Source organism: Rhizobium altiplani (assembly GCF_001542405.1).
Classification (GTDB): Bacteria; Pseudomonadota; Alphaproteobacteria; order Rhizobiales; family Rhizobiaceae; genus Rhizobium; species Rhizobium altiplani.
In genome coordinates this window covers 1-24508 of the sequence record NZ_LNCD01000042.1, presented here as the reverse complement: position 1 = coordinate 24508, position 24508 = coordinate 1, and the positions used below count along the sequence as shown (strand labels likewise).

The 24508-nt window shown below is 60.0% G+C and carries 26 protein-coding genes and 3 pseudogenes; 23 read left to right on the top strand and 6 right to left on the bottom strand.

The features are described 5' to 3' along the window. Positions 1-86: 86 nt before the first annotated feature. From AS026_RS08660 to AS026_RS39530, 3 genes are all read left to right on the top strand, one after another. On the top strand, positions 87-1532 hold the full coding sequence (locus tag AS026_RS08660; RefSeq protein ID WP_062369381.1) for an aldehyde dehydrogenase: 1446 nt from the start codon (positions 87-89) through the stop codon (positions 1530-1532). Positions 1533-1894: 362 nt separating this feature from the next. Further along, entirely contained in the window at positions 1895-2362 is a 468-nt protein-coding gene (locus AS026_RS08655; protein WP_062369380.1) for an L-2-amino-thiazoline-4-carboxylic acid hydrolase, read from the top strand. A gap of 465 nt (positions 2363-2827) precedes the next feature. Continuing rightward, positions 2828-2974, top strand: a complete 147-nt coding sequence (locus AS026_RS39530; RefSeq protein WP_018855572.1) for a DUF1127 domain-containing protein — start codon at positions 2828-2830, stop codon at positions 2972-2974. Between the two features lie 548 nt (positions 2975-3522). Here the strand turns inward: AS026_RS39530 and AS026_RS08650 are convergent. Further along, positions 3523-4164 carry a DUF1109 domain-containing protein gene (locus tag AS026_RS08650; protein WP_062369379.1) on the bottom strand — a complete coding sequence of 214 codons (642 nt, stop codon included), beginning with the start codon at positions 4162-4164 and terminating at the stop codon, positions 3523-3525. Next, positions 4161-4709: a sigma-70 family RNA polymerase sigma factor gene (locus AS026_RS08645; protein ID WP_018855574.1), complete on the bottom strand. Its 549-nt coding sequence runs from the start codon at positions 4707-4709 to the stop codon at positions 4161-4163. The genes AS026_RS08650 and AS026_RS08645 overlap by 4 nt, the downstream gene beginning before the upstream one ends. A 192-nt stretch (positions 4710-4901) precedes the next feature. On the opposite strand from AS026_RS08645, the gene AS026_RS08640 reads away from it, so the two are divergent. The 4 genes from AS026_RS08640 to AS026_RS08625 all read left to right on the top strand — a co-directional run bounded on the left by AS026_RS08640 (position 4902) and on the right by AS026_RS08625 (position 7580). Beyond that, on the top strand, positions 4902-5165 hold the full coding sequence (locus AS026_RS08640) for a hypothetical protein (protein WP_062369378.1): 264 nt from the start codon (positions 4902-4904) through the stop codon (positions 5163-5165). A gap of 79 nt (positions 5166-5244) precedes the next feature. After that, positions 5245-6087, top strand: coding sequence for a cytochrome b/b6 domain-containing protein (locus AS026_RS08635; protein WP_062369377.1), 843 nt, complete (start codon positions 5245-5247; stop codon positions 6085-6087). Further along, positions 6084-6860: a molybdopterin-binding protein gene (locus tag AS026_RS08630; protein ID WP_062369376.1), complete on the top strand. Its 777-nt coding sequence runs from the start codon at positions 6084-6086 to the stop codon at positions 6858-6860. Before AS026_RS08635 ends, AS026_RS08630 begins: the two co-directional genes overlap by 4 nt. Positions 6861-6962: 102 nt before the next feature. Then, positions 6963-7580, top strand: a complete 618-nt coding sequence (locus tag AS026_RS08625; RefSeq protein WP_062369375.1) for a hypothetical protein — start codon at positions 6963-6965, stop codon at positions 7578-7580. A 115-nt stretch (positions 7581-7695) separates the two neighbouring features. On the opposite strand, the gene AS026_RS08620 is transcribed toward AS026_RS08625, so the two are convergent. After that, positions 7696-8022 (bottom strand): hypothetical protein, encoded by a 327-nt coding sequence (locus AS026_RS08620; RefSeq protein ID WP_062369374.1) that lies wholly within the window; start codon positions 8020-8022, stop codon positions 7696-7698. Between the two features lie 14 nt (positions 8023-8036). On the opposite strand from AS026_RS08620, the gene AS026_RS08615 reads away from it, so the two are divergent. Then, positions 8037-8393 carry a hypothetical protein gene (locus AS026_RS08615; RefSeq protein ID WP_131815290.1) on the top strand — a complete coding sequence of 119 codons (357 nt, stop codon included), beginning with the start codon at positions 8037-8039 and terminating at the stop codon, positions 8391-8393. Between the two features lie 128 nt (positions 8394-8521). Here the strand turns inward: AS026_RS08615 and AS026_RS08610 are convergent, their stop codons facing one another. Beyond that, complete coding sequence (locus tag AS026_RS08610; RefSeq protein ID WP_062369372.1) at positions 8522-8857, bottom strand: helix-turn-helix domain-containing protein; 336 nt, start codon at positions 8855-8857, stop codon at positions 8522-8524. A gap of 68 nt (positions 8858-8925) precedes the next feature. Beyond that, positions 8926-9228 (bottom strand): type II toxin-antitoxin system RelE/ParE family toxin, encoded by a 303-nt coding sequence (locus AS026_RS08605; protein ID WP_062369371.1) that lies wholly within the window; start codon positions 9226-9228, stop codon positions 8926-8928. Positions 9229-9913: 685 nt separating this feature from the next. On the opposite strand from AS026_RS08605, the pseudogene AS026_RS08600 reads away from it, so the two are divergent. After that, a pseudogene (locus tag AS026_RS08600) lies at positions 9914-10132 on the top strand (ABC transporter ATP-binding protein); the annotation flags it as partial. A 245-nt stretch (positions 10133-10377) separates the two neighbouring features. Here AS026_RS08600 and AS026_RS08595 read toward each other — a convergent pair. After that, positions 10378-11397: a LacI family DNA-binding transcriptional regulator gene (locus AS026_RS08595; RefSeq protein ID WP_062369369.1), complete on the bottom strand. Its 1020-nt coding sequence runs from the start codon at positions 11395-11397 to the stop codon at positions 10378-10380. Positions 11398-11579: 182 nt separating this feature from the next. Between AS026_RS08595 and AS026_RS08590 the strand changes: the two genes are divergently transcribed. From AS026_RS08590 to AS026_RS43165, 14 genes and pseudogenes are all read left to right on the top strand, one after another. Further along, positions 11580-12608 (top strand): ABC transporter substrate-binding protein, encoded by a 1029-nt coding sequence (locus AS026_RS08590; RefSeq protein WP_062369368.1) that lies wholly within the window; start codon positions 11580-11582, stop codon positions 12606-12608. 81 nt (positions 12609-12689) lie between these two features. Further along, positions 12690-14922: pseudogene (locus AS026_RS08585) on the top strand (ABC transporter permease). Then, positions 14919-15980: an ABC transporter ATP-binding protein gene (locus AS026_RS08580; RefSeq protein WP_062369367.1), complete on the top strand. Its 1062-nt coding sequence runs from the start codon at positions 14919-14921 to the stop codon at positions 15978-15980. The pseudogene AS026_RS08585 and the gene AS026_RS08580 overlap by 4 nt, the downstream one beginning before the upstream one ends. Positions 15981-16015: 35 nt before the next feature. Beyond that, complete coding sequence (locus AS026_RS08575) at positions 16016-16816, top strand: inositol monophosphatase family protein (RefSeq protein WP_062369366.1); 801 nt, start codon at positions 16016-16018, stop codon at positions 16814-16816. A 178-nt stretch (positions 16817-16994) separates the two neighbouring features. Then, the gene (gene ugpB, locus AS026_RS08570) at positions 16995-18302 is read left to right on the top strand and encodes a sn-glycerol-3-phosphate ABC transporter substrate-binding protein UgpB (protein WP_062369365.1); all 1308 of its coding nucleotides are present in this window, start codon (positions 16995-16997) and stop codon (positions 18300-18302) included. Between the two features lie 65 nt (positions 18303-18367). Continuing rightward, positions 18368-19249 carry a sn-glycerol-3-phosphate ABC transporter permease UgpA gene (ugpA, locus tag AS026_RS08565; RefSeq protein ID WP_062369364.1) on the top strand — a complete coding sequence of 294 codons (882 nt, stop codon included), beginning with the start codon at positions 18368-18370 and terminating at the stop codon, positions 19247-19249. 9 nt (positions 19250-19258) lie between these two features. Beyond that, positions 19259-20107, top strand: a complete 849-nt coding sequence (gene ugpE, locus AS026_RS08560; protein ID WP_025658489.1) for a sn-glycerol-3-phosphate ABC transporter permease UgpE — start codon at positions 19259-19261, stop codon at positions 20105-20107. After that, entirely contained in the window at positions 20107-21150 is a 1044-nt protein-coding gene (locus AS026_RS08555) for a sn-glycerol-3-phosphate import ATP-binding protein UgpC (RefSeq protein WP_062369363.1), read from the top strand. Before ugpE ends, AS026_RS08555 begins: the two co-directional genes overlap by 1 nt. A gap of 247 nt (positions 21151-21397) precedes the next feature. Further along, positions 21398-21802, top strand: a complete 405-nt coding sequence (locus AS026_RS08550) for a DUF6538 domain-containing protein (RefSeq protein WP_062369362.1) — start codon at positions 21398-21400, stop codon at positions 21800-21802. A gap of 85 nt (positions 21803-21887) precedes the next feature. Continuing rightward, complete coding sequence (tnpA, locus tag AS026_RS08545; protein WP_160330096.1) at positions 21888-22241, top strand: IS66-like element accessory protein TnpA; 354 nt, start codon at positions 21888-21890, stop codon at positions 22239-22241. Continuing rightward, positions 22238-22585, top strand: coding sequence for an IS66 family insertion sequence element accessory protein TnpB (tnpB, locus tag AS026_RS08540; RefSeq protein WP_062369358.1), 348 nt, complete (start codon positions 22238-22240; stop codon positions 22583-22585). The genes tnpA and tnpB overlap by 4 nt, the downstream gene beginning before the upstream one ends. Before the next feature lie 60 nt (positions 22586-22645). Beyond that, positions 22646-23991 (top strand): annotated as a pseudogene (tnpC, locus tag AS026_RS08535) (IS66 family transposase); the annotation flags it as partial. Next, complete coding sequence (locus AS026_RS44445; protein WP_425349772.1) at positions 23989-24222, top strand: transposase domain-containing protein; 234 nt, start codon at positions 23989-23991, stop codon at positions 24220-24222. The pseudogene tnpC and the gene AS026_RS44445, both read left to right, overlap by 3 nt. After that, positions 24222-24508 (top strand): hypothetical protein (locus AS026_RS43165; protein ID WP_062369360.1); only part of this gene is annotated, 287 nt, incomplete at its 3' end. The genes AS026_RS44445 and AS026_RS43165, both read left to right, overlap by 1 nt.

Genomic DNA, 24508 nt, shown 5'->3' with positions numbered 1-24508 from the left:
GGTCGGACCGAACCCGGCGATAGCGCCAGACCGCACGCGAATGCGCCGGAAAATCCGGCCACGATCGATCCTGGGAGGAAACAAGCATGACTGTCAATTTGCTCATCAATGGCGAAGCCAAAGGCGCTACAAACGGCAAGACATTCGATCGCATCGACCCCGTCACGGGTGATGTAGCGAGCCGTGCCGCTGCCGCGTCCGTGGATGACACAGTCAGTGCGGTCAATGCGGCCGCGGCGGCCTTCGATACCTGGTCGAAGACCGGCCCCGGCGAACGGAGGAAGCTGCTGACGAAAGCGGCGGACGTGATGGAGGCAAAAGTCGGCGCATTTACCGCCGTCATGGTTGCCGAAACAGGCGCGACAGTGCCTTGGGCAGGATTCAACGTCATGCTGGCGGCGGGAATGATCCGGGAGGCGGCAGCCATGACGACACAGGTCAGCGGCGAAGTGATTCCTTCCAACAAACCCAGTACGCTTGCAATGGGAATCCGCAAGCCGAAGGGTGTTTGCCTCGGCATAGCGCCGTGGAACGCACCGGTGATCCTTGGCACCCGAGCTGTTGCAATGGCGATTGCCTGTGGCAACACGGTTGTCCTGAAAGCATCAGAAATGTGCCCGGCAACGCACCGCCTGATCGGCGACTGCTTTACTGATGCCGGGTTCCCGTCCGGTGTCTTGAATGTCATCACCAATGCGCCGGAAAACGCGGCCGAAATCGTCGAGGCACTGATCACGAATCCGAAAGTCAAGCACGTCAATTTCACCGGCTCGTCCGCTGTCGGCCGGATCATCGGCCGCCTTGCCGGCGAGAACCTGAAGCCTATGCTGCTCGAGCTCGGCGGCAAGGCGCCGCTCATCGTACTGGATGACGCTGACATCGACGGTGCGGTCAATGCGGCAGTCTTCGGCGCCTACATGAACCAGGGCCAGATCTGCATGTCGACCGAACGTATCATCGTCGATGAAAAGATCGCCGACGAATTCGTTGAAAAGCTTGCGGGGCGCGTCGCCTCGCTGGTGTCCGGCAATCCGCGAGAACAGGTCGTGCTGGGCTCCCTCGTCACGCCCGGGGCCGCGGAGAGGATGGACGGCATTGTGGCCGACGCGATCGCAAAGGGCGCCAAGGTCGCTGCAGGCGGTGGGCGCACCGGTTCCATCGTCGAGGCGACGCTGGTCGACCACGTAAAGCCCGGCATGGCGATCTATGAAAGGGAAACCTTCGGACCTGTGAAACCCGTCATTCGCGTCAGCGGCGACGAAGAAGCACTCCGGATCGCCAACGACACCGAATACGGATTATCCTCGGCCGTTTTCAGTCGCGACATCCAGAGGGCGTTGCGCGTTGCCGAACGATTGGAGACGGGCATTTGCCACATAAACGGCCCGACACTGAGCGACGAACCGCAAATGCCCTTCGGCGGTGTGAAGGCCTCGGGATTTGGCCGCTTCGGCGGCAAGGCGGCGATTGCCGAATTCACCGATCTTCGCTGGATCACGATCGAGGATGCGAAGCAACACTATCCATTCTGAACCGTGTTAGGCCGGTTCTTCCGTCTGTAACAGTCGCAGGTACGGCGTCTTAGAGGCGCTGCTGCCCGGGCATTGGGACGCGTGTCAACGACAGCACATGAAACGGCTCTTTTCGCGGATCGACGATCCAAAACGGGAGATCTCGCAAACCGACAGGCCCGCATTTTCCTTCCACCGGATGAAAGCGAGTGATATTCAACGCTGTCCTGACCGCCACGTCGAGCCTTGAACGTGATCGGCAGCGTGTTGCAAGGTTGCGCCCACGCCCTAGACAGACGAAGCAAAGGGAACTCGGCATGTCGGATTTGCCAACTGAAGAGACAGGTTGCCCGGACCTAGCGACTGTGGAAGCGCCAAAACCAATGGGCATCCTCCAGCGGCGCAAGATCGAAGCGGCCATTATCGCGCCGATCTATGATGAGTTGAGGCAGCGGCTGGGCGAAGCAGAGGCACAGGCAATCATCGATGCGGCTGTAAGCAAGGCGGCGATGCGGTCCGCCCGTGAATTCGCAGACGCGACGGAGGAAGGCACCAGTCTGTTGACGTTTCAGGCCCTGCAAAGCCTTTGGACGCAAGATGACGCGCTTGAAATCGAGGTCGTGCGGGCGGATGACAAGGTATTTGACTACAATGTCCTGCGCTGTCGTTACGCCGAAACCTACCGCGAGATGGGGCTCGGCCACATAGGCCATCTCCTGTCCTGTAACCGGGATGCCGTCTTCTGCAAAGGCTACGATGCCCGCATCAAAATGTCTCGCACACAGACCATCATGCAAGGCGCGACACATTGTGACTTCCGGTATGTCCTGGAGGAGAAAACCGCGCCGTAGCCGGTCACCGCCAGGGCAATTCATCCAGGCGTCATTTCTACGGAGATCGCTGACCTCGTCGGCGGACAGCGGAAGCCTTGCGCGTGGTCCCAGGAGCGGCCTTCGAGCACTCCCATTGGATCACTTCCACCGATTTTGCGAACCGAGATTGGCATGAGGAGCCGAGGACAGTCGATCAGGGCGCCAACCGCTTTCAAAGGCAAACAGGTATCTTGCCAGCTGGCTCGGCGGCCTGAAAAGCGACCCTTCGTCCCTGGCGCCTTCCAGCGAAACGGGCTCGCTCACGGGGTTAAAAAACAAGCACATTCTGAAAGCGAAGGATCATCCTATGCACCAATCGCATAGGTGAAGTGAGGTATTGTCACTGTTTTAAACCGATTGAACCGCCTATATCTCAACAATCGAAACGACGCCGGAGCCAAGCAAGGTTGCTGACGTCATTAGCCCTCAGGAAAGGGGATTATCATGAACGTAGCACGCTCTTTCAACAACTGGCGCAAGTTCCGTCAGACTGTTAACGAACTCGGCCGTATGTCCAGCCGTGAACTGCAGGACCTTGGCATCGACCGCGCCGACATCCGCAGCGTTGCCCGCGCAGCTGTCGCCCGCTGACCGCGCACACTTTCCGTCTCCAAGACTGCCCGACGCCCGCTGGTAACGCGGGCGTTTTTGCGTCGATCTCGATAGCTGAGGTCGGTTCAGGCCCTGTACTCATCGCCAGTCTTTCCGGCTTGAATTATTTGCATAGCTGCAGTGCAACATAAGGCATGGAAACTGCCGCCGAACGATGTAGTGTTGGGGCTGTCGAAGCAATGCAACTCCTCCCGCAAAGCTTCGAGTTTCAGACGGCCAATCTCCTCCCAGGGACGTCTGAAGGAACAGCAACACTCCTCCTCCCAGTCGCTGTTCGGTTCTTTTCGAAGAGCCTGCCGCACCTCCTCCCGCGGCAGGCTTTTTGCTTTTGGGCCATGTCTCGCTCAAAGGCCGGGATTAAGTTGCGGCAGTTTTCCTTCGGCGCACACAACAGATGCAGGAATAACGGTGCATCGCTTGCCCGGGGCCAATCTGGAGCCTTCGAATTCCTGTTACGCCCCCGCGCGATTGCTTCTCGCCGGTTCCATCGCACTTAGACGATTCCTGAACCTCCAGCCTGCCTTGGCTTACCAGCGCAGTAGCGACCGCGATGTCAACGCGCCGAGGATGCCGCACAGGACGATGCCGAGCGTGTACCAGAGCGCTACGAAAGGCAGTCCGTTTTCAATGCAGCCCCAGGAATAGGTCCAGGCTCCGACAGCTCCAGCCGTGATGCCGGCGACAAATCCCGCCAGACGAAGATGGGTGGGGGCCGCGCGGCGCAGGAACCAGACATTGGCGGCAAAGACCGGAAGGGCCGCACCAAGGATGATTAGCGGGCAAAACCAGGAGGAAATGCCGAATATCAATGTTGGATAGTCGCTTGCCGGAGATGCATGCAACTGCCACAGGCCAAGTGCGACCAGGATCATGTAGATGATAAGAGCGGCAATACCGCAGCTGCGCGGAACGCCACCCGGCCGAGCGACGATCATCAGTGCGCCGATGCCGGTTAGCGCGATCAACAGCGGATAGAAGGACTTGACCCAGAAGGCCGGCAGATGAAGCGCTGTCGACAGGTCCGGCCTCAAGCCATGCGCAAAGAATATCAGGGCCGCCGACAACACAAGACCAGGCGCCAGAGCCAACCCCAGCAGCCGCCCGAGCGCACCCGGCGAAACCGGCCGCAGGTCTCTTGCCAGAGCGTTGATGAGGTCATCGGTCGTCACTTACCTTCGCCTTTCAATTTCGCCGCCATGGCCTGTATGCCGCGGAACACACTGATCTTGACCATGGCTTCGCTGCGCCCGCTGCTTGCCGCAGTTTCGGCGACGGAATGGCCTTTGAGCCTGACATCCCGGATCATCTCACCCTGCCATGCCGGCAGGCTTTTCAGTAAGCGGTCGATATCCATGCCCGCGGCGATCGCATCCTCGCTATAGGCGTCCACCATGTCTTCGACCATCTCCAGACCGAGATAGGAACGTCCACCCGTCCTGCGGTGGTGATCCACCAGCTTGTGGCGCGCGATGGTGAAGAACCATGCCGTGAACGGCCTGCCCCGATCATAGGTGATCCTGCGTTGATGCAGGGCGAGCAGTGTTTCCTGGACAAGGTCCTCAACGTCGGCCGAGGCTGAGCGGTAGAGCCGTCGCGTGTAGTAGCTTGCAAGCAGATGCCGCAGCATCTCGAGCAGACAGCGATATGCCGCCTCGTCGCCATCGAGGGACAAGAGCATCAGGGCTTTCAGCTCGGGCTCGGTCAATTGCTTCATGTCTATGACCACTCATACGGCCAGATGAGAAAACCGTTACACGCGGGCGAAAGGAAAAGCGAGAAAACTGAAGCGACAGAAATTTCACGATCACATGACCGTGATGCCTGTAACCGGTCAGCGCTGCGGCCGAAGGAGCCGATGTGACCGTCGTCGCATCCTGCGGCGACCACGCAACCTGGGAGAACCAGCATGAGCATTCGTCCTTTCGCCGTCACTGCAGGCACGGTCTTTCTCGGTGTTTTCCTTGCCGCTGGCGGGACCAGCGCACAGACGGGCACGGACACGATGAAGAAGTCCGACACGATGAAAATGGACAGCATGAAGACCGGCTCCATGAAAACGGACAGCATGAAGATGGGCATGAGCAAGGCTGACTGCATGCACAAGGCCGGCATGGAGAAGGACAGCATGAAGAAGACCGAAATGATGAAGAGCTGCGATGCGATGAAGTGATCAGGTGGCGCCTTTGCCGGTGAAACTCCGGCGGGGGTGGCGCCGTATAGCAAGATGACGACTGCTGTGAGGACGATCAATGGAAACTGCTGATCCTGGCATGACGAGCGGACGAAGGCTGATCCGTCGCCACAGCCTGACTGTGCGCCTGTCGCACTGGCTTAACGTGTTGTGCATGACGGTCCTGCTGTTCAGCGGGCTGCAGATCTTCAATGCCCATCCGGCCCTTTACTGGGGCCAATATGGTGCTGACAGCGATCCATCCTTCCTCTCCCTGGAGGCGGTGGAGCAGGGGGATGCCATCCGGGGTGTCACTCGCGTCGGCGGGCTGGCCTTCGACACGACCGGAACGCTCGGGGTATCGAATGTTGATGGCGAACCCACGGCGCGCGGGTTCCCCGCCTGGATCACGCTCCCGAGCTACCAGGATCTCGCAACCGGGCGCCGGTGGCACTTTTTCTTTGCATGGCTGTTTGTCGTCAACGGCCTGATCTACCTGGGCTACGGTCTTCTTACCCGCCATTTCCGCCGCGACCTGTTGCCGACGACTGACGAAATGGCCCCCGCGCATCTGGCGCAGGAGATTGTCGACCATGCCCGACTGCGTTTCCCCAAGGGCGAAAAAGCGCGCAGCTACAATGCCTTGCAGAAGCTGACCTATCTGCTGGTGATCTTCGTGGCTCTGCCGCTGATGATTGCCACCGGCCTCACCATGTCACCGGGGTTCGATGCATTCGCACCATGGCTCATCGATCTTTTTGGCGGTCGTCAGTCCGCCCGGACGCTGCATTTCATTACCGCCAGCTCACTCGTTGCCTTCGTTGTCGTCCACGTTGCGATGGTTCTGGTATCCGGCGTCTTTAACAATATGCGTTCGATGATCACCGGTCGCTACGCCATCCAGACGGAGCCAAAGCCATGAGCCGCCTCATAACCCGCCGCCGATTTCTGATCGGCTCGACGCTCAGCGCATCGGCGCTTGGTCTCAGCGGCTGCGACGCGTTGGTCGAAAACCCGAAAGTGCAGTCGGTCCTGAAGATCGCCGAGGGCCTGACGATGCGCACGCAACGCCTGCTGATCGGGGATGACACACTCGCGCGCGAATTCACCATGGCGGACATCTCGCCGACCTTTCGAGCCAATGGCACGAGCATGCCGGACGGGGCGCAATATCAGGAGCTGCTTGGCCGGAAGTTCCAGACGTGGCAGCTGCAAGTCGGCGGGCTGGTCGAACGTCCGGCGGCTTTCTCGCTCGCCGCATTGAAAGCGATGCCGTCGAAAACCCAGATCACCCGGCACGACTGCGTGGAGGGCTGGAGCGCCATCGGCCAGTGGACCGGCGTTCCGCTCGGCGCCCTGTTGCATCAGGTCGGCCTGAAGCCAGAGGCGCGCTATATCGTTTTCCATTGCGCCGACGAATACGAGAAAACACTCGACAACAGCGGCTGGTATTACGAGAGCATCGATCTCGTCGATGCCTTCCATCCACAAACGATCCTCGCCTATGCGATGAATGGCCGGGACCTCGAAGTGCCGCATGGCGCGCCGCTCAGGCTCCGGGTCGAGCGGCAACTCGGCTACAAGCAGGCAAAATACCTGATGCGCATCGAGGCGCTCGCCGATCTGTCTGGTCTTTATGGCGGCAATGGGGGTTTCTGGGAAGACCGCGGCTACGAATGGTACGCCGGAATTTGATGTTCGCGGGGCCGGCCTGATGGCAGCGCCTCGAGAAAGCCGACGGTTTCAACCCGCATCCGCCGGCCGTTTCGATGTCAGGGTTTCAAGAAGGAAGAGCAGATGTCCCCCATTTCCCAAACCGGCTTTGCGTTGCTTGCAAGCGCGTTGATGGCCGTCACGGTTGGTTTTTCGGCAAACGCTGCGGACACGATCCGGGTTCGCGGCACGGTCGAAAGCCGCGACGGCAGCACGCTGTCGGTGAAGACACGCGAAGGCACCGATGCCAAGATCATGCTCAAGGATGGCTGGAAGGTTTCGAGCGTCGCCAAGGCGTCGATCGACGACATCAAGCCAGGCGATTTCGTTGGCATCGCGTCCCTGCCCACCGCCGATGGTGGTGATGGCGCACTCGAAGTACTGATCTTCCCTGCCGCCATGAAAGGCACCGGCGAGGGCAGTTATGCCTGGGACCTGAAGCCGAACAGTTCGATGACCAACGCGACCGTGGCCGACGCGGTCAAATCGGTCGACGGCCGAACACTGACGGTAAAGTACAAGGGCGGTGAGAAGAAAATCTCCATCCCGGACGGCACGCCCGTCGTCACCTTTGCTCCGGCGACCGAGAGCGACATCAAGAGCGGTGCAACAGTGTTCATTCCGTCAGAACGGGCTGCCGACGGCTCGATGTCCACCCTTCGCGTCGTTGTCGGAACCCACGGTATCGTGCCGCCGATGTGAACGTTTTAAAGGCGACCTTGGGAGGACATGCCGGGACAGGCCCGGGCTTCGGCTGCAGGAGCCTGCCCTCCCATCTGCATACAAGAAGCCTCGAACGACAGGAACGGAGGTCTCTTCAGGAGGCCTCCGGATGTTCGAAGAGGATATAGTCAAGCTGTTCGCCAGGGTCTGATATTCTTGCCCAGGCCGGCGTAGGGCCCGTGGTAAGGCAGCATTCGGCGGCACTGCATAAAGCCCTTCTGGCCCTCTCGGGTGTCTCGACGAAGATGGCGGCATTCTCCGCGGCTCCTGTCGTCGGGTAGAAGGAGACTGTACCGGTCGCGGTGGACAAGACCGTCAGGAAGAAATTCAACATCCTCGGCTGGGCTAGCACGGCATTCGGTGGCGGTGGGTTCGGTCTTGCTGCCTTCTCTGGCTTCGACTGGCGGGCCTTGGTTGTCATCCTCGGTTTTGTCGTTGTTCTCACCATTGGCATACATGGTGAACGCGGCGGGTATCGGCGTGGTATGGGCCAATCTTAACAACACCGTGGACGATCTGCAGCAAACTCAGCGCGAGCTTGCAGACCGGTTCGCCCGCGAAGCTCTCGATCGCAAGGAGCGTCAGAACATCTACCAAGTGACCATGGACGCGATGAATACCCAGATTGGCCAGATTGCTCCGCTCCAGTACCAGCAATCTCAAATGCTTGAGAAGGTCAGCGAGAACAAGACCAGCATCGCTCAAACAAGCGGATTGATCGCGTCGTTGAGTCCTTCGGCGACAAGCTGGATACGGTCCTCGACACCATCAAGAAGATCGCTACCCGAGTAGAGGTGTTGTCCAGCAAGATCGACGAGCCAACGGGAAGAGCGAAAAAGTCGCTATAGGCCTTAAAACAAATACCCCGCCAGGAGGCGGGGTATGACTCGTTCCGAATTGGTAGTGTATGCCCAGCTTACTCAGCAGGCAGCACGTCTCATAGGGACGTCGTGCGATGCGATATTGATCTCCCTGAGAGCCTGAACCATCTTGTGCGGCTCAGAATTGATCAGAAGGAGATATGCCCTCATCGCCTGCACAGGCCGCGAACGGCCCTGTTCCCACTGCTTGAGTTGGTCTAAGCCAAACCCGAACGTCGACGCGAAATCTTTCTGCGTCAGACCGGTGCGCACACGTATGGCCTTGACATCGATCTCGGCCGGCACATGGAGCTTGTAAGGTTCAGCTTCGCCGCGAGCGACGGCCAAAGCCTCATTCAAGCCCTCTGCGATTTGATCGAATACCTTCTTGCTCATTGTCATTCTCCTACTGCGATCGGTAAAACCCGTCTTGAATATTCTTGGACCACACGGTCAGATATTTTCTACAGTTCGTTCCGCTCGCCCTTGGTGAGATTGGATTTCTGACCTTTCCCAAAGGCGGTGATCAGGAACACAGGAAGATTCTCCCCGGAAAACAGCGTGATGGTTCGAACACCGCCGCTCTTACCTTTGTTATTTCCTCTAATGGCCCAGCGTAGCTTTCTACACCCACCTGTGCCTTCCATCTCGTCTCCCGCATCAGGGTTCTCTGACAGATGATCGACCAGAGCTTCTATGTCCTGTTCGGACATCCCGGCTGCCAGAGCAGCCTTGCGGAAAGACTTGAGTTCTGTGACCGTGTGCATGGACCTTTTATGTGAGTAAAATACGCACCTAGTTATGTGAGTAAAATACGCACCTAGTCAATACGTACTTCACATTAAAGTTCCGTAAATGGACATTAGAGGTAGGCTTCGCGCAAGGTAGAGGTACTCGAGACCTAGTACCTCTTCATCGACTTAACCCTCTTCGGAGGAATGCAAGCGGCCCGCAATCGGGGTGCGGGCCGCCGTGATCATAACACAGGCGCCCTTGGTGGGGCGCCAAAACTACGGCGTTTGCCGCCCGATTACGTCAATGGTACCGTTCGAGCGTAGCGATAGAGATGGCCAAGCCACATGCACGATTCCCGGATGGATTCCGTTACATTAGAGCTTCAAAGGGACATCTACGTGGCGGGGCACGCGCTGCGTAAAGGCAGCTATTCCGGTCTCCGTTTTGAAGCAGCGCATCGGGCGACAAAAAGCCGCCCAACGCAGGTTTTTCGCTTGGAACCGCCACCCGATGATTGTGGTGACCTTCAAACCACTCTTGACGTCACGGCTCTGGTAGCCAACGGCACAATAATAGTCGTCTCAAGCGGCTGAACTCCGGCCAAAAAAGCCCCGCGGAAGTGCAAGACCAAGCGGGGCTCTCAGTTGGGGAGACGACGGTGGGGGAACTCGCAAAGGCATAGACCGTCTATCGGTTGACGTGGCCCTTGGTCTGCTTCGTGTGGCGGTCATGTATCTTGGCGAGATCGTCGAAATCGGCCCGCGCGCGGCAGTCTTCGGCAACCCGCAACACGACTACACCAAGAAACTCATGGCCGCGGTTCCGGTGCCGGATCCCGACCGTCGCCGGCAGAAACGAATGGCTGTCGTCGAGGAGCTGAAGAGCCCGATCCGGCCTGTCGAATACGAGGCTGGCCGGCGGGAATATCGAAGCTGACGGTTCTCCCGCCATGGGCATGGCCGACCCCTTTGCCTCTCGCCTGGCCGGAGAGGGATGCCGGGCACCATGTTGACCTTGTCGTTGTCAACCTTCGCCATCCCCGTTTCGACCGCCGCATCAAGGGCCGAGCCCATTTTGTGGGGGATGATCGTGGTCAGGACGTCATGTCGCGGCACCAGCCCCGAGCCGGTATGGGCGACGTTGCGCGTCTGCGTAGCATGCTCGCAGTGCCGGTAGCGGTGTTATGATTTTCTGGCGCGAATAGACTTTCGCCAAAGCAGTTCGGCCCTCAACCTGATGGACTGAACGTCGCCTTGGCCGTCCTCCCGCTCCAACTTGGTCAACCACTCGACGGCCCTTGAAGCGATTTCGGCGACCGGCTGTGCGAATGTCGTCAGTTCGTAGGATGACCAGGACGCCTGCTCGATATCGTCGAAGCCGGCGACGCAGAGTTCGTCCGGAATGGATATGCCGAACTGGTGGCGCGCAGCATCCATGAAACCGCAGGCCAGAAGGTCGGTGGCGCAGAAGACGGCGTCGGGCCGCTCCTTGGCCGTCAGCAGGCGATGGGCGAGAACGCGTCCGGCCTCATAGCCCGTCCAGCCGTGACGTTCGACGATGACATCCATTCCAAGCGCGCGCGCGCCGGCAACGAATCCCCGCTCGCGCCCCATGAGACTAGGCGTCCCCGCTTCGGAATTGGCAAAGGCAAGCCGCCGGCAGCCGGCCCGCACGAAGGCTGTCAGGATGCGTCCGCCGGCCTCGTCGTCGTCGAGATTGATCCGGAGCGGGCCAGGCTGATCGTCGTCGCGGTTGATCAGCACCAGGCGCTGGCCATTGCGCAGACAAAGCTGCGTTATCGACTTGTCGGGAAGGCCGGAAAGAATGACCGATGCATCGGCGCGATAACGGATGGCCTGTTGCAGCGCCCGGTCGACGCTGCCGTCGGAGCGATCCGTGTTGATGAACATCGCCACCTTGCCCGCATTCTGCAGCTGCAGCGTCAGCTCCCTGAGCAGCGCCGACCGGTACGGCGTCGCGACCTCGGAAACGATAAGGCAGACGATGCCGCTTTCGTTGCGCATCAGGCCTCGGGCAAGATGGTTGACGTGGTAGCCGAGCTCCTCTGCCGCCTGCAACACCCGTTCGCGCGTCTCTGCCGAAACGCTCGCTCCCGGGGTGAAGGTTCGCGAGACGGCGGAACGCGATACGCCGGCCCTTTCGGCGACTTCCTGTGCACTAACGAAAATTTTCGACCGCACCTTTCCCTCCCGCTCGGTCTTTTCTTAGCCGTTTGTTGCACGTGCGTGCAAGCGGTCTTGCACGAGACTTTTGTGACAGTTTTGCGAAAAACGAGTTGACAGTTATTTTGCCCGTATGCAAGCTCTGCACACGCTTGCAAAAGCGAGCGGCGTGGAGGCGCCGTCACAACCAGGAGGAAATCATGCGACCGGTCAAGTTGGCCGCGGCATTGCTTGCCGCGGGTGTATCCTTTGTTGCCTTTTCGGCTCATGCCGCCGGCGATCTCAATGTCATCTGCTCGGCGGATTCGCAGGTCTGCGACCTGATGAAGGGTCTGTTCGAGAAGCAGACCGACATAAAGGTGAACATGGTTCGCCTGTCGGCTGGCGAGACCTATGCGAAGATCCGTGCCGAGGCACGCAACCCGAAGACGGATATCTGGTGGGCCGGCACCGGCGATCCCCATCTTCAGGCAGCCGCCGAAGGCCTGACCCAGGAATACAAGTCGCCGCTTTTCGATCAGCTCCAGGACTGGGCCAAGAAGCAGGCCGAGAGCGCCAAGTTCCGCACGGTCGGTGTTTATGCCGGCGCGCTCGGCTGGGGCTACAACTCTGAAATCCTTGCCAAGAAGGGGCTGAAGGAGCCGAAATGCTGGGCTGACCTGCTCGATGCGGGCTACAAGGGTGAGATCCAGATCGCCAATCCGAATTCGTCCGGCACCTCTTATAACACGCTTGCCACGCTGGTGCAGATCATGGGCGAGGACAAGGCTTTCGATTATCTCTCGAAGCTGAACGCCAATGTTTCTCAATACACCAAGTCCGGTTCGGCGCCGGTAAAGGCGGCCGCGCGCGGTGAATCCACCATCGGTATCGTCTTCATGCACGACGCTGTCGCCCAGACCGTCGAGGGCTTCCCGGTCAAGGCCGTCGCGCCATGCGAAGGCACAGGCTACGAAATCGGTTCGATGTCGATCGTCAAGGGCGCCAAGAACCTGGAAAACGCCAAGAAATGGTACGATTGGGCGCTTTCCGCCGAAGCGCAGTCGCATATGAAGGAAGCGAAGTCCTATCAGCTTCCGTCCAACAAATCCGCCGAGGTGCCGAAGGAGGCGCCGAAGTTTAAGGACATCAAGCTCATCGATTACGATTTCGCGAAATACGGCGATCCCGATGTTCGCAAGGCGCTTCTTGCGCGCTGGGACAAGGAGATCGGCGCCAAGGCGAACTGAACCTGACTTCGCCCGTGCCCGGGCCGGACCATGTTCGGCCCGAAGGCACAACTGAAACCGGATGAAGACGCGGACCCGACCATGACACATAGCAATCGACGGCTCGATGTCGCTCTTCTTCTCGGCCTTGCTGCCTTCGTTCTCTTTCCGTGGTATCGGATCGAAGGTGGCTTTTACGGCTTCGGCTGGCTTTCCGGCTTTCCAGCTGACCCTGCCGCCGGGCCTGGCGTTTTGCAGATATTGATGCACGGACGCTGGTGGCTTGCGGGCGCCCTTACGTTCCTGTTGGCGGGCGGCTCGGCACGCCTGATGTCCGATCCGATCCGCCGCGGTCGGCTGCTCGCCTTGGCAGGTGGCCTCGGCTTTGCCTTCCTGGCGCTGCAGGGATTGGCAATTACCTTCTCCGGCTGGAGCTGGACGATCAGCGAAATGCTTTTCGGTCCGCTCAACGATGGGCAGCCCTCGATGGGTGCCGGCGCCATCCTTGCCGGCATCGTTTTCGTGCTTCTCTTTTCCTTCGGGCTTGCCGAACGCGGCGTCATGAAAGGCGATGCCTTTCTTGTCGGCGCCATCATGATGTTGATCGTGCTGGTCGCAATCTTTGTCTTCTACCCGGTAGGCAGCATGTTCGTCGGCGCCTTTCAGGCCTTCGACGGGTCCTTTGATCCGAGCGGGTTCGTGACCAATATTCAGGACCCGTCTGTCTGGAGTCTCGACTGCCTGGTTGGTGGCGACCGCTGCGGCGTCGCCTGGCGCACGCTCTGGCTCGCGATCCTGACGGCCAGCGGCGCGACGCTTCTCGGCCTCTGCTTTGCGCTGGTTGCGACGCGCACGCGATTTCCCTTCAAGAAGGGGTTAAGGCTGCTGACGATCTTGCCGATCATCACGCCGCCCTTCGTCGTCGGTCTGGCGCTGACGCTGCTCTTCGGGCGTGCCGGCGTCGTCACCCAAACGGTGGCAACTCTTCTTGGCGCGGAACCGGGCCGCTGGCTCTATGGGTTGACGGGCATCTGGATCGCCCAGGTTCTTTCCTTCACGCCGATCTCTTTCCTTGTGCTCATCGGCGTGGTGGAAGGCGTCAGCCCCTCGATGGAGGAGGCGTCTCAAACCTTGCGTGCCGACCGCTGGCGCACCTTCTGGCGGGTGTCGCTGCCGCTGATGAAGCCTGGTCTCGCCAACGCGTTTCTGATCGCCTTCATCGAGAGCATGGCGGATTTCGGCAATCCGATGGTGCTTGGTGGCAGCCATGGCGTGCTGTCGACGGAGATCTTCTTCGCCGTCGTCGGCTCGCAGAACGATCCGTCACGGGCCGCCGTCCTTGCGATGATCCTGCTTCTCTTCCATGTCGGCCTTCATCGCGCAGCGCTTCTGGCTCGCGGGCAAGAGTTTCGCGACCGTGACGGGCAAGGGGGATTCGGGCGCTCATATCGCCCTGCCGCGTGGACTTTCGATCGGCGTGCATGCGATCGTCATTCCCTGGATGATCTTCACCATCGTCGTCTACGCGATGATCCTCTTCGGCGGCTTTGTCCGCACCTGGGGCCTCGACAACACGCTTACCGTCGAGCACTACGTGAAGGCCTTCTCGATCGGCTGGCGCGACGATGGCGGCATCGCCTGGACGGGCGTCGCCTGGAACTCCTTCTGGACGACCATGGAGATCGCCCTGATCTCCGCGCCGCTGACAGCAGCCGTCGGCCTCTTGACGGCCTATCTGATCGTTCGCCAGCGGTTCGTCGGCCGCAACCTCTTCGAATTTGCGCTGATGATGAGCTTTGCCATTCCCGGCACCGTTATCGGCATCAGCTACATCATGGCCTTCAACTTGCCGCCGCTCGAAATGACCGGCACGGCGCTGATCCTCGTCGCCTGCTTCGTCTTCCGCAACATGCCGGTCGGCGTGCGTGGCGGCGTGGCGGCCATGAGCCAGCTCGACAAGAGCCTCGACGAGGCGTCGCTGACACTGCGCGCCGACAGCTTCCGCACCATCCGCAGGGTTATCCTGCCGCTGCTTCGACCAGCAATCACCGCAGCACTCGTCTATTCCTTCGTCCGCGCCATCACCTCGATCAGCGCGGTCATCTTTCTCGTCAGCGCGAAGTACAACATGTCCACCGCCTATATTGTCGGCCTTGTCGAAAACGGCGAATACGGCGTCGCGATCGCCTATTCCTCGGCGCTTATCCTGGTGATGATCGTCATCATCGCCGGCTTCCAGCTTCTCGTCGGCGAGCGCCGGCTGCGGCGCGAAAACCGCGTCGCGCTTGCCGGCAAAGCCGCTTCCGCGCCTCTCGGTCAGGAGAAAACCGCATGAACAACACCGCCGCCGGGTCCGTCGTCTTCGAAAATGTCCGCAAGACCTTCGGTGCCTTCACAGCGATCCCTGATCTGTCGCTGACCATCGAGCCGGGTACGCTCGTCACGCTGCTCGGTCCATCGGGCTGCGGCAAGACGACGACGCTGCGCATGCTGGCCGGACTGGAACATCCCTCGGCCGGCCGGATCCTGATCGGCGGCAAGGATGTCACGGCCCTTCCGGCTAACGAGCGCGACGTCTCGATGGTGTTCCAGTCCTACGCGCTGTTTCCGCACATGACGGCGCTCGATAATGTCGCCTATGGCCTCGAATCCTCCCGCATTCGCCGCAAGGAGGCCCGCGAGCGGGCGGAGGAGGGGCTGAAGCTGGTCGGTCTCGCCGGCATGGGCCAGCGCCTGCCGGCCGAGCTTTCCGGTGGCCAGCAACAGCGCGTCGCCGTCGCCCGCGCCCTGGTGCTGGAGCCGCAGGTCCTGCTGCTCGACGAGCCGCTTTCCAATCTCGACGCCCGCCTTCGCCGGCGGGTGCGCACCGAGATCCGGGATCTTCAGCAGCGTCTCGGCTTCACCGCGGTCTATGTCACGCATGACCAGGACGAAGCCCTTGCCGTTTCCGACCGCATCATTGTCATGAAGGATGGCCAGATCGCACAGGCAGGTGCACCGCGCGACCTCTACGACGCGCCGGCCTCCGCCTTCATCGCCGACTTCATGGGAGAGGCCAACGTGCTGCCCTGCGACATCGTCGGCGTCGAGGGCGACAGCGCGACGATCAGCGTCGAGGGGCTGCAGCATCGGGTTGCTGGCCGCAACATCCGCACCGGACCGGCGCAGCTCGCCATTCGTCCGAACGCCATCACCCTTGCGCCGCGTACCTCCAATGGATCGTTCAATGGCGAGATCACCCATGCCGCCTATCTTGGCGACCGTGTCGAATACGAGGTCAAGACGAGCAACGGTACGCTGTTCGTCGTCGACCCGGCTGTCGAACAGGCGCTCGCGCCGCGAACGGAAGTGACGATCGGCTTCAAGAACCGTGGCATCGCCATTATCGGTTGACCCCAATCCCGTTTTGACAAGAAGGATATTAGTTCATGACGTCGCATGTCATCTCCGGTCTCGAAGCCCGTCTCGCGCTTGCTGAGGCGGTTGCCCGTGAGGCAGGCGAAGTGGCGCTCGATTATTTCAGGAAGCGCGAAACCCTCGTCATCGAGACCAAGCGCGACCCCCAGGACGTCGTTTCGATCGCCGATCGCGACGTCGAGAACCTGATCCGCGCCCGCTTTCATCAAGCCTATCCGGGCGACGGTGTCCTCGGCGAGGAGTATGGGCTCGAACATGGCTCCTCGGGCTTCACCTGGGTTGTCGATCCGATTGACGGCACGAGCCCATTCGTCAACGGCATGCCGAACTGGTGTGTTTCGATCGGCCTTCTGCACGACGGCGTTCCCGTGCTTGGCGTCATTTCCGCGCCCTGCCACGGCGAACTCTATGCCGCGGCACTCGGCATGGGTGCGACGCTTAATGGCAAGACGCTGACGCTCGACCTCTCGCGCAACATTCGCAACGCGGTGACGGGAATCGGTGCCAACAACTACGTCACGCCGGCCTTCGTCGGGAAGATGGTCGAAAGCCTGCTGGACGCCGGCGGCAATTTCGTCCGCAACGGCTCCGGCGCGCTGATGCTCGCCTATGTCGCGGCGGGCCGGCTGGTTGGCTATTACGAGCCTTACATGCATGCCTGGGACTGCATGGCCGGCTATTGCCTGGTGAAAGAAGCGGGCGGCTGGTACCACCCCTTCCCGACGCAGGGCGAGACGCTCACGAAAGGCGCGCCGGTGCTTGCCGCCGCGCCAGGCGCGATCGAGGATTTGAGGAGTATCGCCGGCCTTTGAGGCGATCTTCGCTCCGGTGCTCGACAGATTGCGAAAGCGTCCTAGTTCTCTTCGATTGCACAGCTTTGCATCGGGAGTTCGCCGCTTTCGGGAAAAGACAGAAGAGGATTTCCGGAACGATCGAGGAGGATCGTCCGGAAAAGGTCGCAGACGATCGCCAAAACCACAGGGAGGAATTATGTCCAAACGTCTACTTTTCGTTTCCGTCGCAGCCGCGGCCCTTTCGGCCGGTGCCCAGCACGCCTTTGCGGTGACCGAACTGCAATGGTGGCATGCCATGGCAGGCGCCAATAACGAGGTCGTCGAAAAGCTGTCCAAGGAGTTCAACGAGAGCCAGAGCGAGTACAAGATCGTCCCGGTGTTCAAGGGCACCTATCCGGAAGCCCTGAACGCCGGCATCGCCGCCTTCCGCGCCAAGCAGGCACCGGCAATCCTGCAGGTCTTTGACGCCGGCAGCGGCGTCATGATGGGGGCAGAGGGCGCCGTCATGCCGGCTGCCCAGGTCCTGGAGAAGGGCGGTTACAAGTTCGACAAGTCTGAATACCTGCCCGGCATCGTCGCCTATTATTCGAAGCCGGACGGCACGATGCTGTCCTTCCCCTACAACTCCTCTTCGCCGATCCTTTACTACAACAAGGATGTCTTCAAGAAGGCCGGCCTCGATCCGGAGACGCCCCCGAAAACCTGGCCCGATGTCTTCGAGGCAGCCAAGAAGATCAAGGCGAGCGGCGCAGCCCCTTGCGGCCTAACCTCAACATGGCTGACCTGGATCCAGACGGAAAACCTTGCCGCCTGGAACAACGTCGCCTACGGCACCAACGAGAACGGGCTTGGCGGCACGGATGTGAAGCTCGAATTCAACTCGCCACTCTTCGTCCAGCATTTCCAGGCGATCGCCGATCTCGCCAAGGACGGCACCTTCCGATACGGCGGCAGGACCTCGGAGGCAAAGCAACTCTTCACCTCCGGCGAATGCGCCATCATGACGGAATCCTCGGGTGGCCTCGGCGACATCGTCAAGTCGGGGATGAACTACGGCATCGGTCAACTGCCCTATTATGATGGCGAGGGGCGGCCGCAGAATACGATCCCCGGCGGCGCGAGCCTCTGGGTCTTCGCCGGCAAGTCGGATGCAGAATACAAGGGCATCGCCGAGTTCTTCCATTTCCTCTCCCAGACCAAGATCCAGGCGCGACTGCACCAGGTTTCGGGCTACATGCCGGTCACGATGGCGGCCTACGAGGACACGAAGAAGTCCGGCTTCTATGACAAGAACCCCGCGCGCGAGACGCCGATCCTGCAGATGATGGGCAAGGCACCCACCGAAAATTCCAAGGGCGTTCGTCTCGTCAACCTGCCTCAGGTCCGCGACATCATGAACGAGGAATTCGAGGCCATGCTCGCCGGCAAGCAGGACGCCAAAGCAGCCCTCGACAAGGCGGTCGAGCGAGGCAATGCGGCGATCCAGCAAGCCCTGGGCAACTAACGGACGTCACCTGCCGCCCGTGGTCCAAGCCGCGGGCGGTTACTACCGTTTGTCAGGAGCCTCATTTGCAGCGTGTTGTTTTTCCCAACAAGATCCTTCCCTATCTCCTGGTCGCGCCTCAGATCGTGCTTACCGTGGTCTTCTTCTTCTGGCCGGCAAGCCAGGCGCTCTACCAGTCGACGCAGCGCGAGGATCCCTTCGGACTCAAGAGCGGTTTTGTCGGCCTCGCCAATTTCCGGGCGGTTCTTTCCGACGAAAATTATCTGAACTCGCTGCAGGTAACTGTTGTCTTCAGCATCTCGACGGCGTTGCTGTCCATGGTCCTGGCGCTCGCGCTTGCGACCGCCGCCGACAAGGTGGTGCGCGGGCAGGGCTTGTATCGGACGCTGCTGATTTGGCCCTATGCCGTCGCGCCCGCCGTTGCCGGCATGCTCTGGCTCTTCATGTTCAATCCCGCCATGGGCACCTTTGCCTATCTGCTGCGCCGAAACGGCTTCGGCTGGGATCCACTCTTGAACGGCAACCAGGCCATGCTGCTGGTGATTGTTGCAGCCGCCTGGAAGCAGATCAGCTATAATTTCCTCTTCTTCGTGGCCGGGCTGCAGGCGATCCCGAAATCGCTGATCGAGGCGGCTGCGATCGACGGTGCCCGCGGCAGCCGGCGCTTCTGGACGATCGTCTTCCCGCTCCTGGCGCCGACCACCTTCTTCCTGCTTGTGGTCAATACCGTTTACGCCTTCTTCGACACGTTCGGCATCATCCACGCGGTTACCGGAGGTGGTCCGGCACGGGCGACCGAAACGCTGGTCTACAAGGTCTTCAACGATGGCTTCGTCAATCTCAACCTCGGCTCCTCGGCGGCGCAATCGGTCATCCTGATGGCAATCGTGATTGCATTGACCGCCTTCCAGTTCCGCTTCGTGGAACGCCGCGTACATTATGGGTGAGGCAGGCTGATGATCGAAAAACGTCCCCTGGCCACGCTTCTCGGCCACCTGATGCTGATCCTCGGCATCGTCATCGTCGCCTTTCCGATCTACTACACCTTCGTCGCCTCGACGATGAGCTCGGCGGAGATCCTGCGACCGCCGATCTCGCTGCTGCCGGGTGCGCACTTCTCCGGAAATTACGGCGAAGCGCTCTTCGGTGGTGTCGAGCGCACCGTCGGTGTCAGTCTCGAGCGGATGCTCTGGAACACCTTCGTCGTTTCCTTCGTCATCGCGGTCGGCAAGATCGCGATTTCCTTCCTGTCGGCTTTCGCGATCGTCTTCTTCCGTTTTCCCTTCCGCATGGGTTTCTTCTGGATGATCTTCATCACGCTGATGCTGCCGGTCGAAGTCCGTATCCTGCCGACCTACAAGGTGATCGTCGATCTCGGCATGATCGACACCTACGCCGGTCTGACGCTGCCGCTGATGGCGTCAGCGACGGCGACTTTCCTGTTCCGGCAGTTCTTCCTGACGATCCCGGGCGAGCTGGTCGAGGCGGCACGTATCGATAGCGCCGGTCCCTTCCGCTTCATGCGCGATATCCTGCTGCCGCTATCGCGCACCAATATCGCCGCGCTTTTCGTCATCCTCTTCATCTACGGCTGGACGCAATATCTTTGGCCGCTGCTCGTGACCAACGACGCGCGCATGACGACGATCATCATCGGCTTGCGCAAGATGGTGGATTTTGCTGATGCGGCGACCCCGTGGAACTTCGTGATGGTGACGGCGATCCTGGCAATCATCCCGCCAGTCCTCGTTGTCGTGCTCATGCAGCGCTGGTTTGTCAAAGGTCTGGTGGAAACGGAGAAATAATGGCCGAAATCAAGCTTAACGACGTCCGCAAGTCCTATGGCGGCGGCATCGACGTGATCAAGGGCGTGTCGCTCGACATCGCCGACGGCGAGCTCCTCGTCCTCGTCGGCCCCTCGGGCTGCGGCAAGTCCACGCTGCTGCGTATGATCGCCGGGCTGGAAGGTATCACTGCCGGCGAGATCGGGATCGGCGGGCGAAGGGTCAACGAGCTGGAGCCCTCCGAGCGGGACATCGCCATGGTCTTCCAGAATTATGCGCTCTATCCGCATATGACCGTGCGCCAGAACCTCGCCTATGGCTTGAAGAACCGCAACACGCCCAAGGACGAGATCGACAGGCGCATTGCCAAGGCGGCGGCTTCGCTCGAGATCGAGCCCTACCTTGAGCGCAAGCCGCGCCAGCTTTCGGGTGGCCAGCGCCAGCGTGTGGCGATGGGCAGGGCGATCGTGCGCGAGCCCGCCGCCTTTCTCTTCGACGAGCCGCTCTCCAACCTCGACGCCAAGCTGCGCGTACAGATGCGGGTCGAGATCAAGCGCCTTCAGCGGTCACTTGCAACCACCAGCGTTTACGTCACCCATGACCAGATGGAGGCGATGACGCTCGCCGACCGGTTGGTCGTCCTGAACGGCGGCCTGATCGAGCAGGTCGGCACACCGATCGAGCTCTATGAGAAACCCGCAACAACCTTCGTCGCGACATTCATCGGCTCGCCGGCGATGAACCTGTTTTCGACCGACAATCCGAGCCTGACATTGAGCAACCCGGACCTTCTTCCAGCCGAGACCGCCACCATCGGCATCCGCCCAGAGGATTTCTATCTGGCGGAAGGCGCAGAACCCGCAGCCCTAACCACCGAGGCGCGCGTCGCCGCTGTCGAACTGATCGGCGCTGAAAGCTACGTTCACGCAACGCTGCCGACCGGCGACAATGTCGTCTTTCGTGTTGCGGGCCGATCAAGAATCGCCATTGACGCCCCGGTGCGGATTGCCGCCAAGGCCGAGAGACTGCACTTCTTCGACGGACACAACGTTCGGGTCCAGTGAGAAACGGACGCTTTTATTGCCTACGAGGTGTTTCACCAAGCCAACCGAGACTCCTGGCGCCCCAGCCAAGTTTCCCTTTTCAAGCCAGAATCGCGGTTTTCCAGCACTTCCGAGCTAGCTGGGAATCGAATTCGGGGCACTGTCGTACAGGATTGTCTTACACGACTGTCGTACACGACTGTCGTACACAGCTGTCTTACACGAAGGGTACCCAAGTCCTGCTCACCCTCTTAGGAAAGGGTTTAGCATGGCAACGATTCAACACGTCTACAAGCGCGGTTCCGTCTACTGGTGGCGGCGGCGTTTACCACTTGGAACAGGTGTTCATGCTTGGGTGAGGCTCGAAATCAGCCTGCACACCAAGGAACTGGAACGGGCGCGGGCCGTCGCCCAGGAGGTGACGCTTGCCAGCCATCGTCTCCTGCCCAGCCTGAGACACAAGATGATATCGCCGGAAGACGCAAAGAAAATCCTTATCCAAGCCGCCAAGCAGCACAGCTTCCATCTGGATGCGATGATGGCGGCCGGGTCGGGGGCAGGAATCGACGCCGCAAGCAAGCGATCAACGGAATTCGGACCGGCTGGGCGTTTCGCCTGTTCGCGGCCCAGGGGATCAATGCAAGGTGAGCGTCCGGTGAGCGGATTTTGCTGAACGAGCCACTTGGGCGATGTTCTGGCATTAGAACCAGCATTAGTGCTGACACTAATATCAGATCTGAGAGGTTGGCATGGCTCGCATGGAGATCATTTCCGGCGTTGAGCGCAGGCGGCGGTGGTCGAAGGAAGCGAAGCTGGCGATATTGGCTGAAGCCGATCAACCGGGCATTCGCATTGGTGATGTCGCTCGTCGCCATGACATTTATCCTGCACAGATCCGTTTATGGCGGAAAACGCTTAGTCATTTCGATGTGTCCGCAACGTTCCTTCCGGTCCACCTGGTCGACGACGTAAGCCTCGGGCAGATGCCGGCGGCCGGCGGCGCGCCCGCGCTTATCAAGATTGAGCTGCGAAACGGTCGCAGTTTGAAAGTTCCGGCGGACATCGAACGCAAGACGCTGTCATCGTTGATCGCGTGTGTTGAGGCTGCATGATCGGGCCGACAGGAAATGTGCGGGTCTACTTGGCTTGCGGGGTGACCGATATGCGGCGCGGTATCGATGGTCTGTCCGCTATGGTCGAGGCGGTGATCAAGGAAGCGCCGGGTTCCGGAGCGATCTTCGGCTTCCGTGGAAAGCGCGCCGACCGGATCAAGCTTCTATGGTGGGATGGCGAGGGGTTCTGCCTATTCTACAAGATTCTCGAGCGCGGATACTTTCCTTGGCCGACGGCGAAAGATGGCGTTGCGCATCTGACGCAGGCGCAGTTGTCGATGCTTGTTGAAGGGATTGACTGGCGCCGACCAGCGTGGACTTCCGCCCCTGGCCGCACGGGTTAAAAGCTATATTTTACAGGGACATCCGGGGCAAAACGCTAGTGCTTTCGCTGCAAATCGGCTATGTTTTTGGGCATGAAAGCACCGCCGCTGGACAGTCAGGACGAGCTATTGGCATTGCGCGCGCTCGTCGCTGAACAGGCGGCGAAGCTTGAGAGCCAAGTAGCCGAAGTCAGCAAACGAGACTCCATTATCGGGCTTCTGCGTGCGCAGCTGGAACTGCTCCGCCATCGGCAGCATGGCGCTTCTTCGGAAAAGATCGATCGGAAGATTGAGCAATTCGAACTGATGCTGGAGGAGATCGAAGCCTCTCGCGCCGAGGCTGATGCTCGTTCCGGAAAAGGCCTGTTGCCAGATCTGGACGATGCCCCCGACAAGCCGAAACGCAGACCTCTGCCGGATGGCCTTCCAACTGAAGAGCGGGTGTATGCAGCGCCCTGCAGTTGCCCGACTTGTGGTGGCATGTCCTTCCTGAAGGCGGCCGACAAGGTGGTCCAGGTGATGGAGCATGTGCCGGCTTCTGTGAAGATCGTCCGGCATATCGAGAAGCGCATGGTCTGTAGGGACTGCGATACAATGGTATCGGGTGAGATGCCGAGCTTGCCGATCGAGCGAGGCAAACCTGGACCAGGACTGCTCGCACACATCATGGTCGCCAAATTTGACGATCATATCCCGCTCTACCATTTGTCCGAGATGTACGACCGGCTGGGGATAGACATCTCCCGGTCTGTCATGGCGGACTGGGTTGGCCGTGTGTCCGTTCTGCTCTCGCCCCTCATCTCGCTGATCAGAGCCCATCTCGCGGCCATCGATCGAATACACACGGACGACACGCCGGTCGATGTTCTCGACCCAGGACGAGGAAAGACGAAGACCGGCAGGGTCTGGGTCTATGTCTTCGATGGCAGCGGCTGCCAGGATCCCACGCCCGGAGCGATCGCCTATTACTATAGCCCCGACCGAAAGGGCGTGCATCCGGCTGAACACCTCGCTCACTTCAACGGCGTAATGCATGCGGACGGGTATGCTGGCTATAGCAAGCTTTACGGCAACCAGATCATCGAAGCTGCCTGCATGGCGCATGTGCGCCGCAAGTTCCATGATGTGATCAAGCTCAAGCCATCTTCGATCGCCGACGAGGCTCTGTCGCGCATCGGTGCCCTCTACGATATCGAGGATCGTATCCGCGGCATGTCGGCTGACGAGAGGCGAACACTGCGCCAGCAACACGCCAGACCATTCTGGCGGACCTCAAGGCCTGGATTGAAACGGCGCTTTCGACGCTGCCGCAGAAACAGAAGCTTGCCGAAGCGATGCGATACGCTCTCTCGCGATGGGCAGCATTGAGCGTCTACATTGACGATGGCCGTGTCGAAATCGATAACAACATAGCTGAGCGCGCTATGAGGCCACTCGGAATTGGAAGAAAAAATTGGCTCTTTGCTGGATCAGACAAGGGCGGCGAGCGCATCGCCACTATCCTGACCATCATCGAGACAGCTAAACTCCATGGCCACAATCCAGAGACCTATCTGACAGACGTCCTGACCAGGATCCAGAGCCATCCGAAGGATCGACTTGAGGAACTGCTCCCGTGGCAGTGGACTCCGGCAAAAGACCGGTACGAGGCTGCGTGATGGCACGCTCAAGGATCATCTATACCCTCAAAGAGGTCGCTGAGATGATCGGCGAGAACCTCGAGTTGATCGAAGAGGTGACCGCCAACTCGGATAATATCAGCGAAGGCGAATTGCTTTATGTCCGCGACGGCAGCGAATTCGGCACAAAGGGCCTGACCGAGAACGGCGTGGACGAACTCCAAAATCTCCTCGCCGACATACGGACATGGGATGGTGGAATCCGCCAGTTTCTCGTCGATGAACAATGCGATCCGGATGTGGTCGAACGCGTTATGGCAGACGA

Bases quoted from the DNA above. Each gene is read 5' to 3' on its own strand.
- tnpB (WP_062369358.1), top strand. From the start codon at position 22,238: ATGATCGGGCCGACAGGAAATGTGCGGGTCTACTTGGCTTGCGGGGTG.
- AS026_RS08550 (WP_062369362.1), top strand. From the start codon at position 21,398: ATGGCAACGATTCAACACGTCTACAAGCGCGGTTCCGTCTACTGGTGG.
- AS026_RS08660 (WP_062369381.1), top strand. From the start codon at position 87: ATGACTGTCAATTTGCTCATCAATGGCGAAGCCAAAGGCGCTACAAAC.
- AS026_RS08580 (WP_062369367.1), top strand. From the start codon at position 14,919: ATGAACAACACCGCCGCCGGGTCCGTCGTCTTCGAAAATGTCCGCAAG.
- AS026_RS44445 (WP_425349772.1), top strand. From the start codon at position 23,989: ATGAGGCCACTCGGAATTGGAAGAAAAAATTGGCTCTTTGCTGGATCA.
- AS026_RS08575 (WP_062369366.1), top strand. From the start codon at position 16,016: ATGACGTCGCATGTCATCTCCGGTCTCGAAGCCCGTCTCGCGCTTGCT.
- AS026_RS08610 (WP_062369372.1), bottom strand. From the start codon at position 8,857: ATGAGCAAGAAGGTATTCGATCAAATCGCAGAGGGCTTGAATGAGGCT.
- AS026_RS08555 (WP_062369363.1), top strand. From the start codon at position 20,107: ATGGCCGAAATCAAGCTTAACGACGTCCGCAAGTCCTATGGCGGCGGC.
- AS026_RS08620 (WP_062369374.1), bottom strand. From the start codon at position 8,022: ATGACAACCAAGGCCCGCCAGTCGAAGCCAGAGAAGGCAGCAAGACCG.
- AS026_RS08655 (WP_062369380.1), top strand. From the start codon at position 1,895: ATGGGCATCCTCCAGCGGCGCAAGATCGAAGCGGCCATTATCGCGCCG.
- AS026_RS08640 (WP_062369378.1), top strand. From the start codon at position 4,902: ATGAGCATTCGTCCTTTCGCCGTCACTGCAGGCACGGTCTTTCTCGGT.
- AS026_RS08590 (WP_062369368.1), top strand. From the start codon at position 11,580: ATGCGACCGGTCAAGTTGGCCGCGGCATTGCTTGCCGCGGGTGTATCC.
- AS026_RS08645 (WP_018855574.1), bottom strand. From the start codon at position 4,709: ATGAAGCAATTGACCGAGCCCGAGCTGAAAGCCCTGATGCTCTTGTCC.
- ugpE (WP_025658489.1), top strand. From the start codon at position 19,259: ATGATCGAAAAACGTCCCCTGGCCACGCTTCTCGGCCACCTGATGCTG.
- AS026_RS08630 (WP_062369376.1), top strand. From the start codon at position 6,084: ATGAGCCGCCTCATAACCCGCCGCCGATTTCTGATCGGCTCGACGCTC.
- tnpA (WP_160330096.1), top strand. From the start codon at position 21,888: ATGGAGATCATTTCCGGCGTTGAGCGCAGGCGGCGGTGGTCGAAGGAA.
- AS026_RS08605 (WP_062369371.1), bottom strand. From the start codon at position 9,228: ATGCACACGGTCACAGAACTCAAGTCTTTCCGCAAGGCTGCTCTGGCA.
- AS026_RS08635 (WP_062369377.1), top strand. From the start codon at position 5,245: ATGGAAACTGCTGATCCTGGCATGACGAGCGGACGAAGGCTGATCCGT.
- AS026_RS08625 (WP_062369375.1), top strand. From the start codon at position 6,963: ATGTCCCCCATTTCCCAAACCGGCTTTGCGTTGCTTGCAAGCGCGTTG.
- AS026_RS39530 (WP_018855572.1), top strand. From the start codon at position 2,828: ATGAACGTAGCACGCTCTTTCAACAACTGGCGCAAGTTCCGTCAGACT.
- ugpB (WP_062369365.1), top strand. From the start codon at position 16,995: ATGTCCAAACGTCTACTTTTCGTTTCCGTCGCAGCCGCGGCCCTTTCG.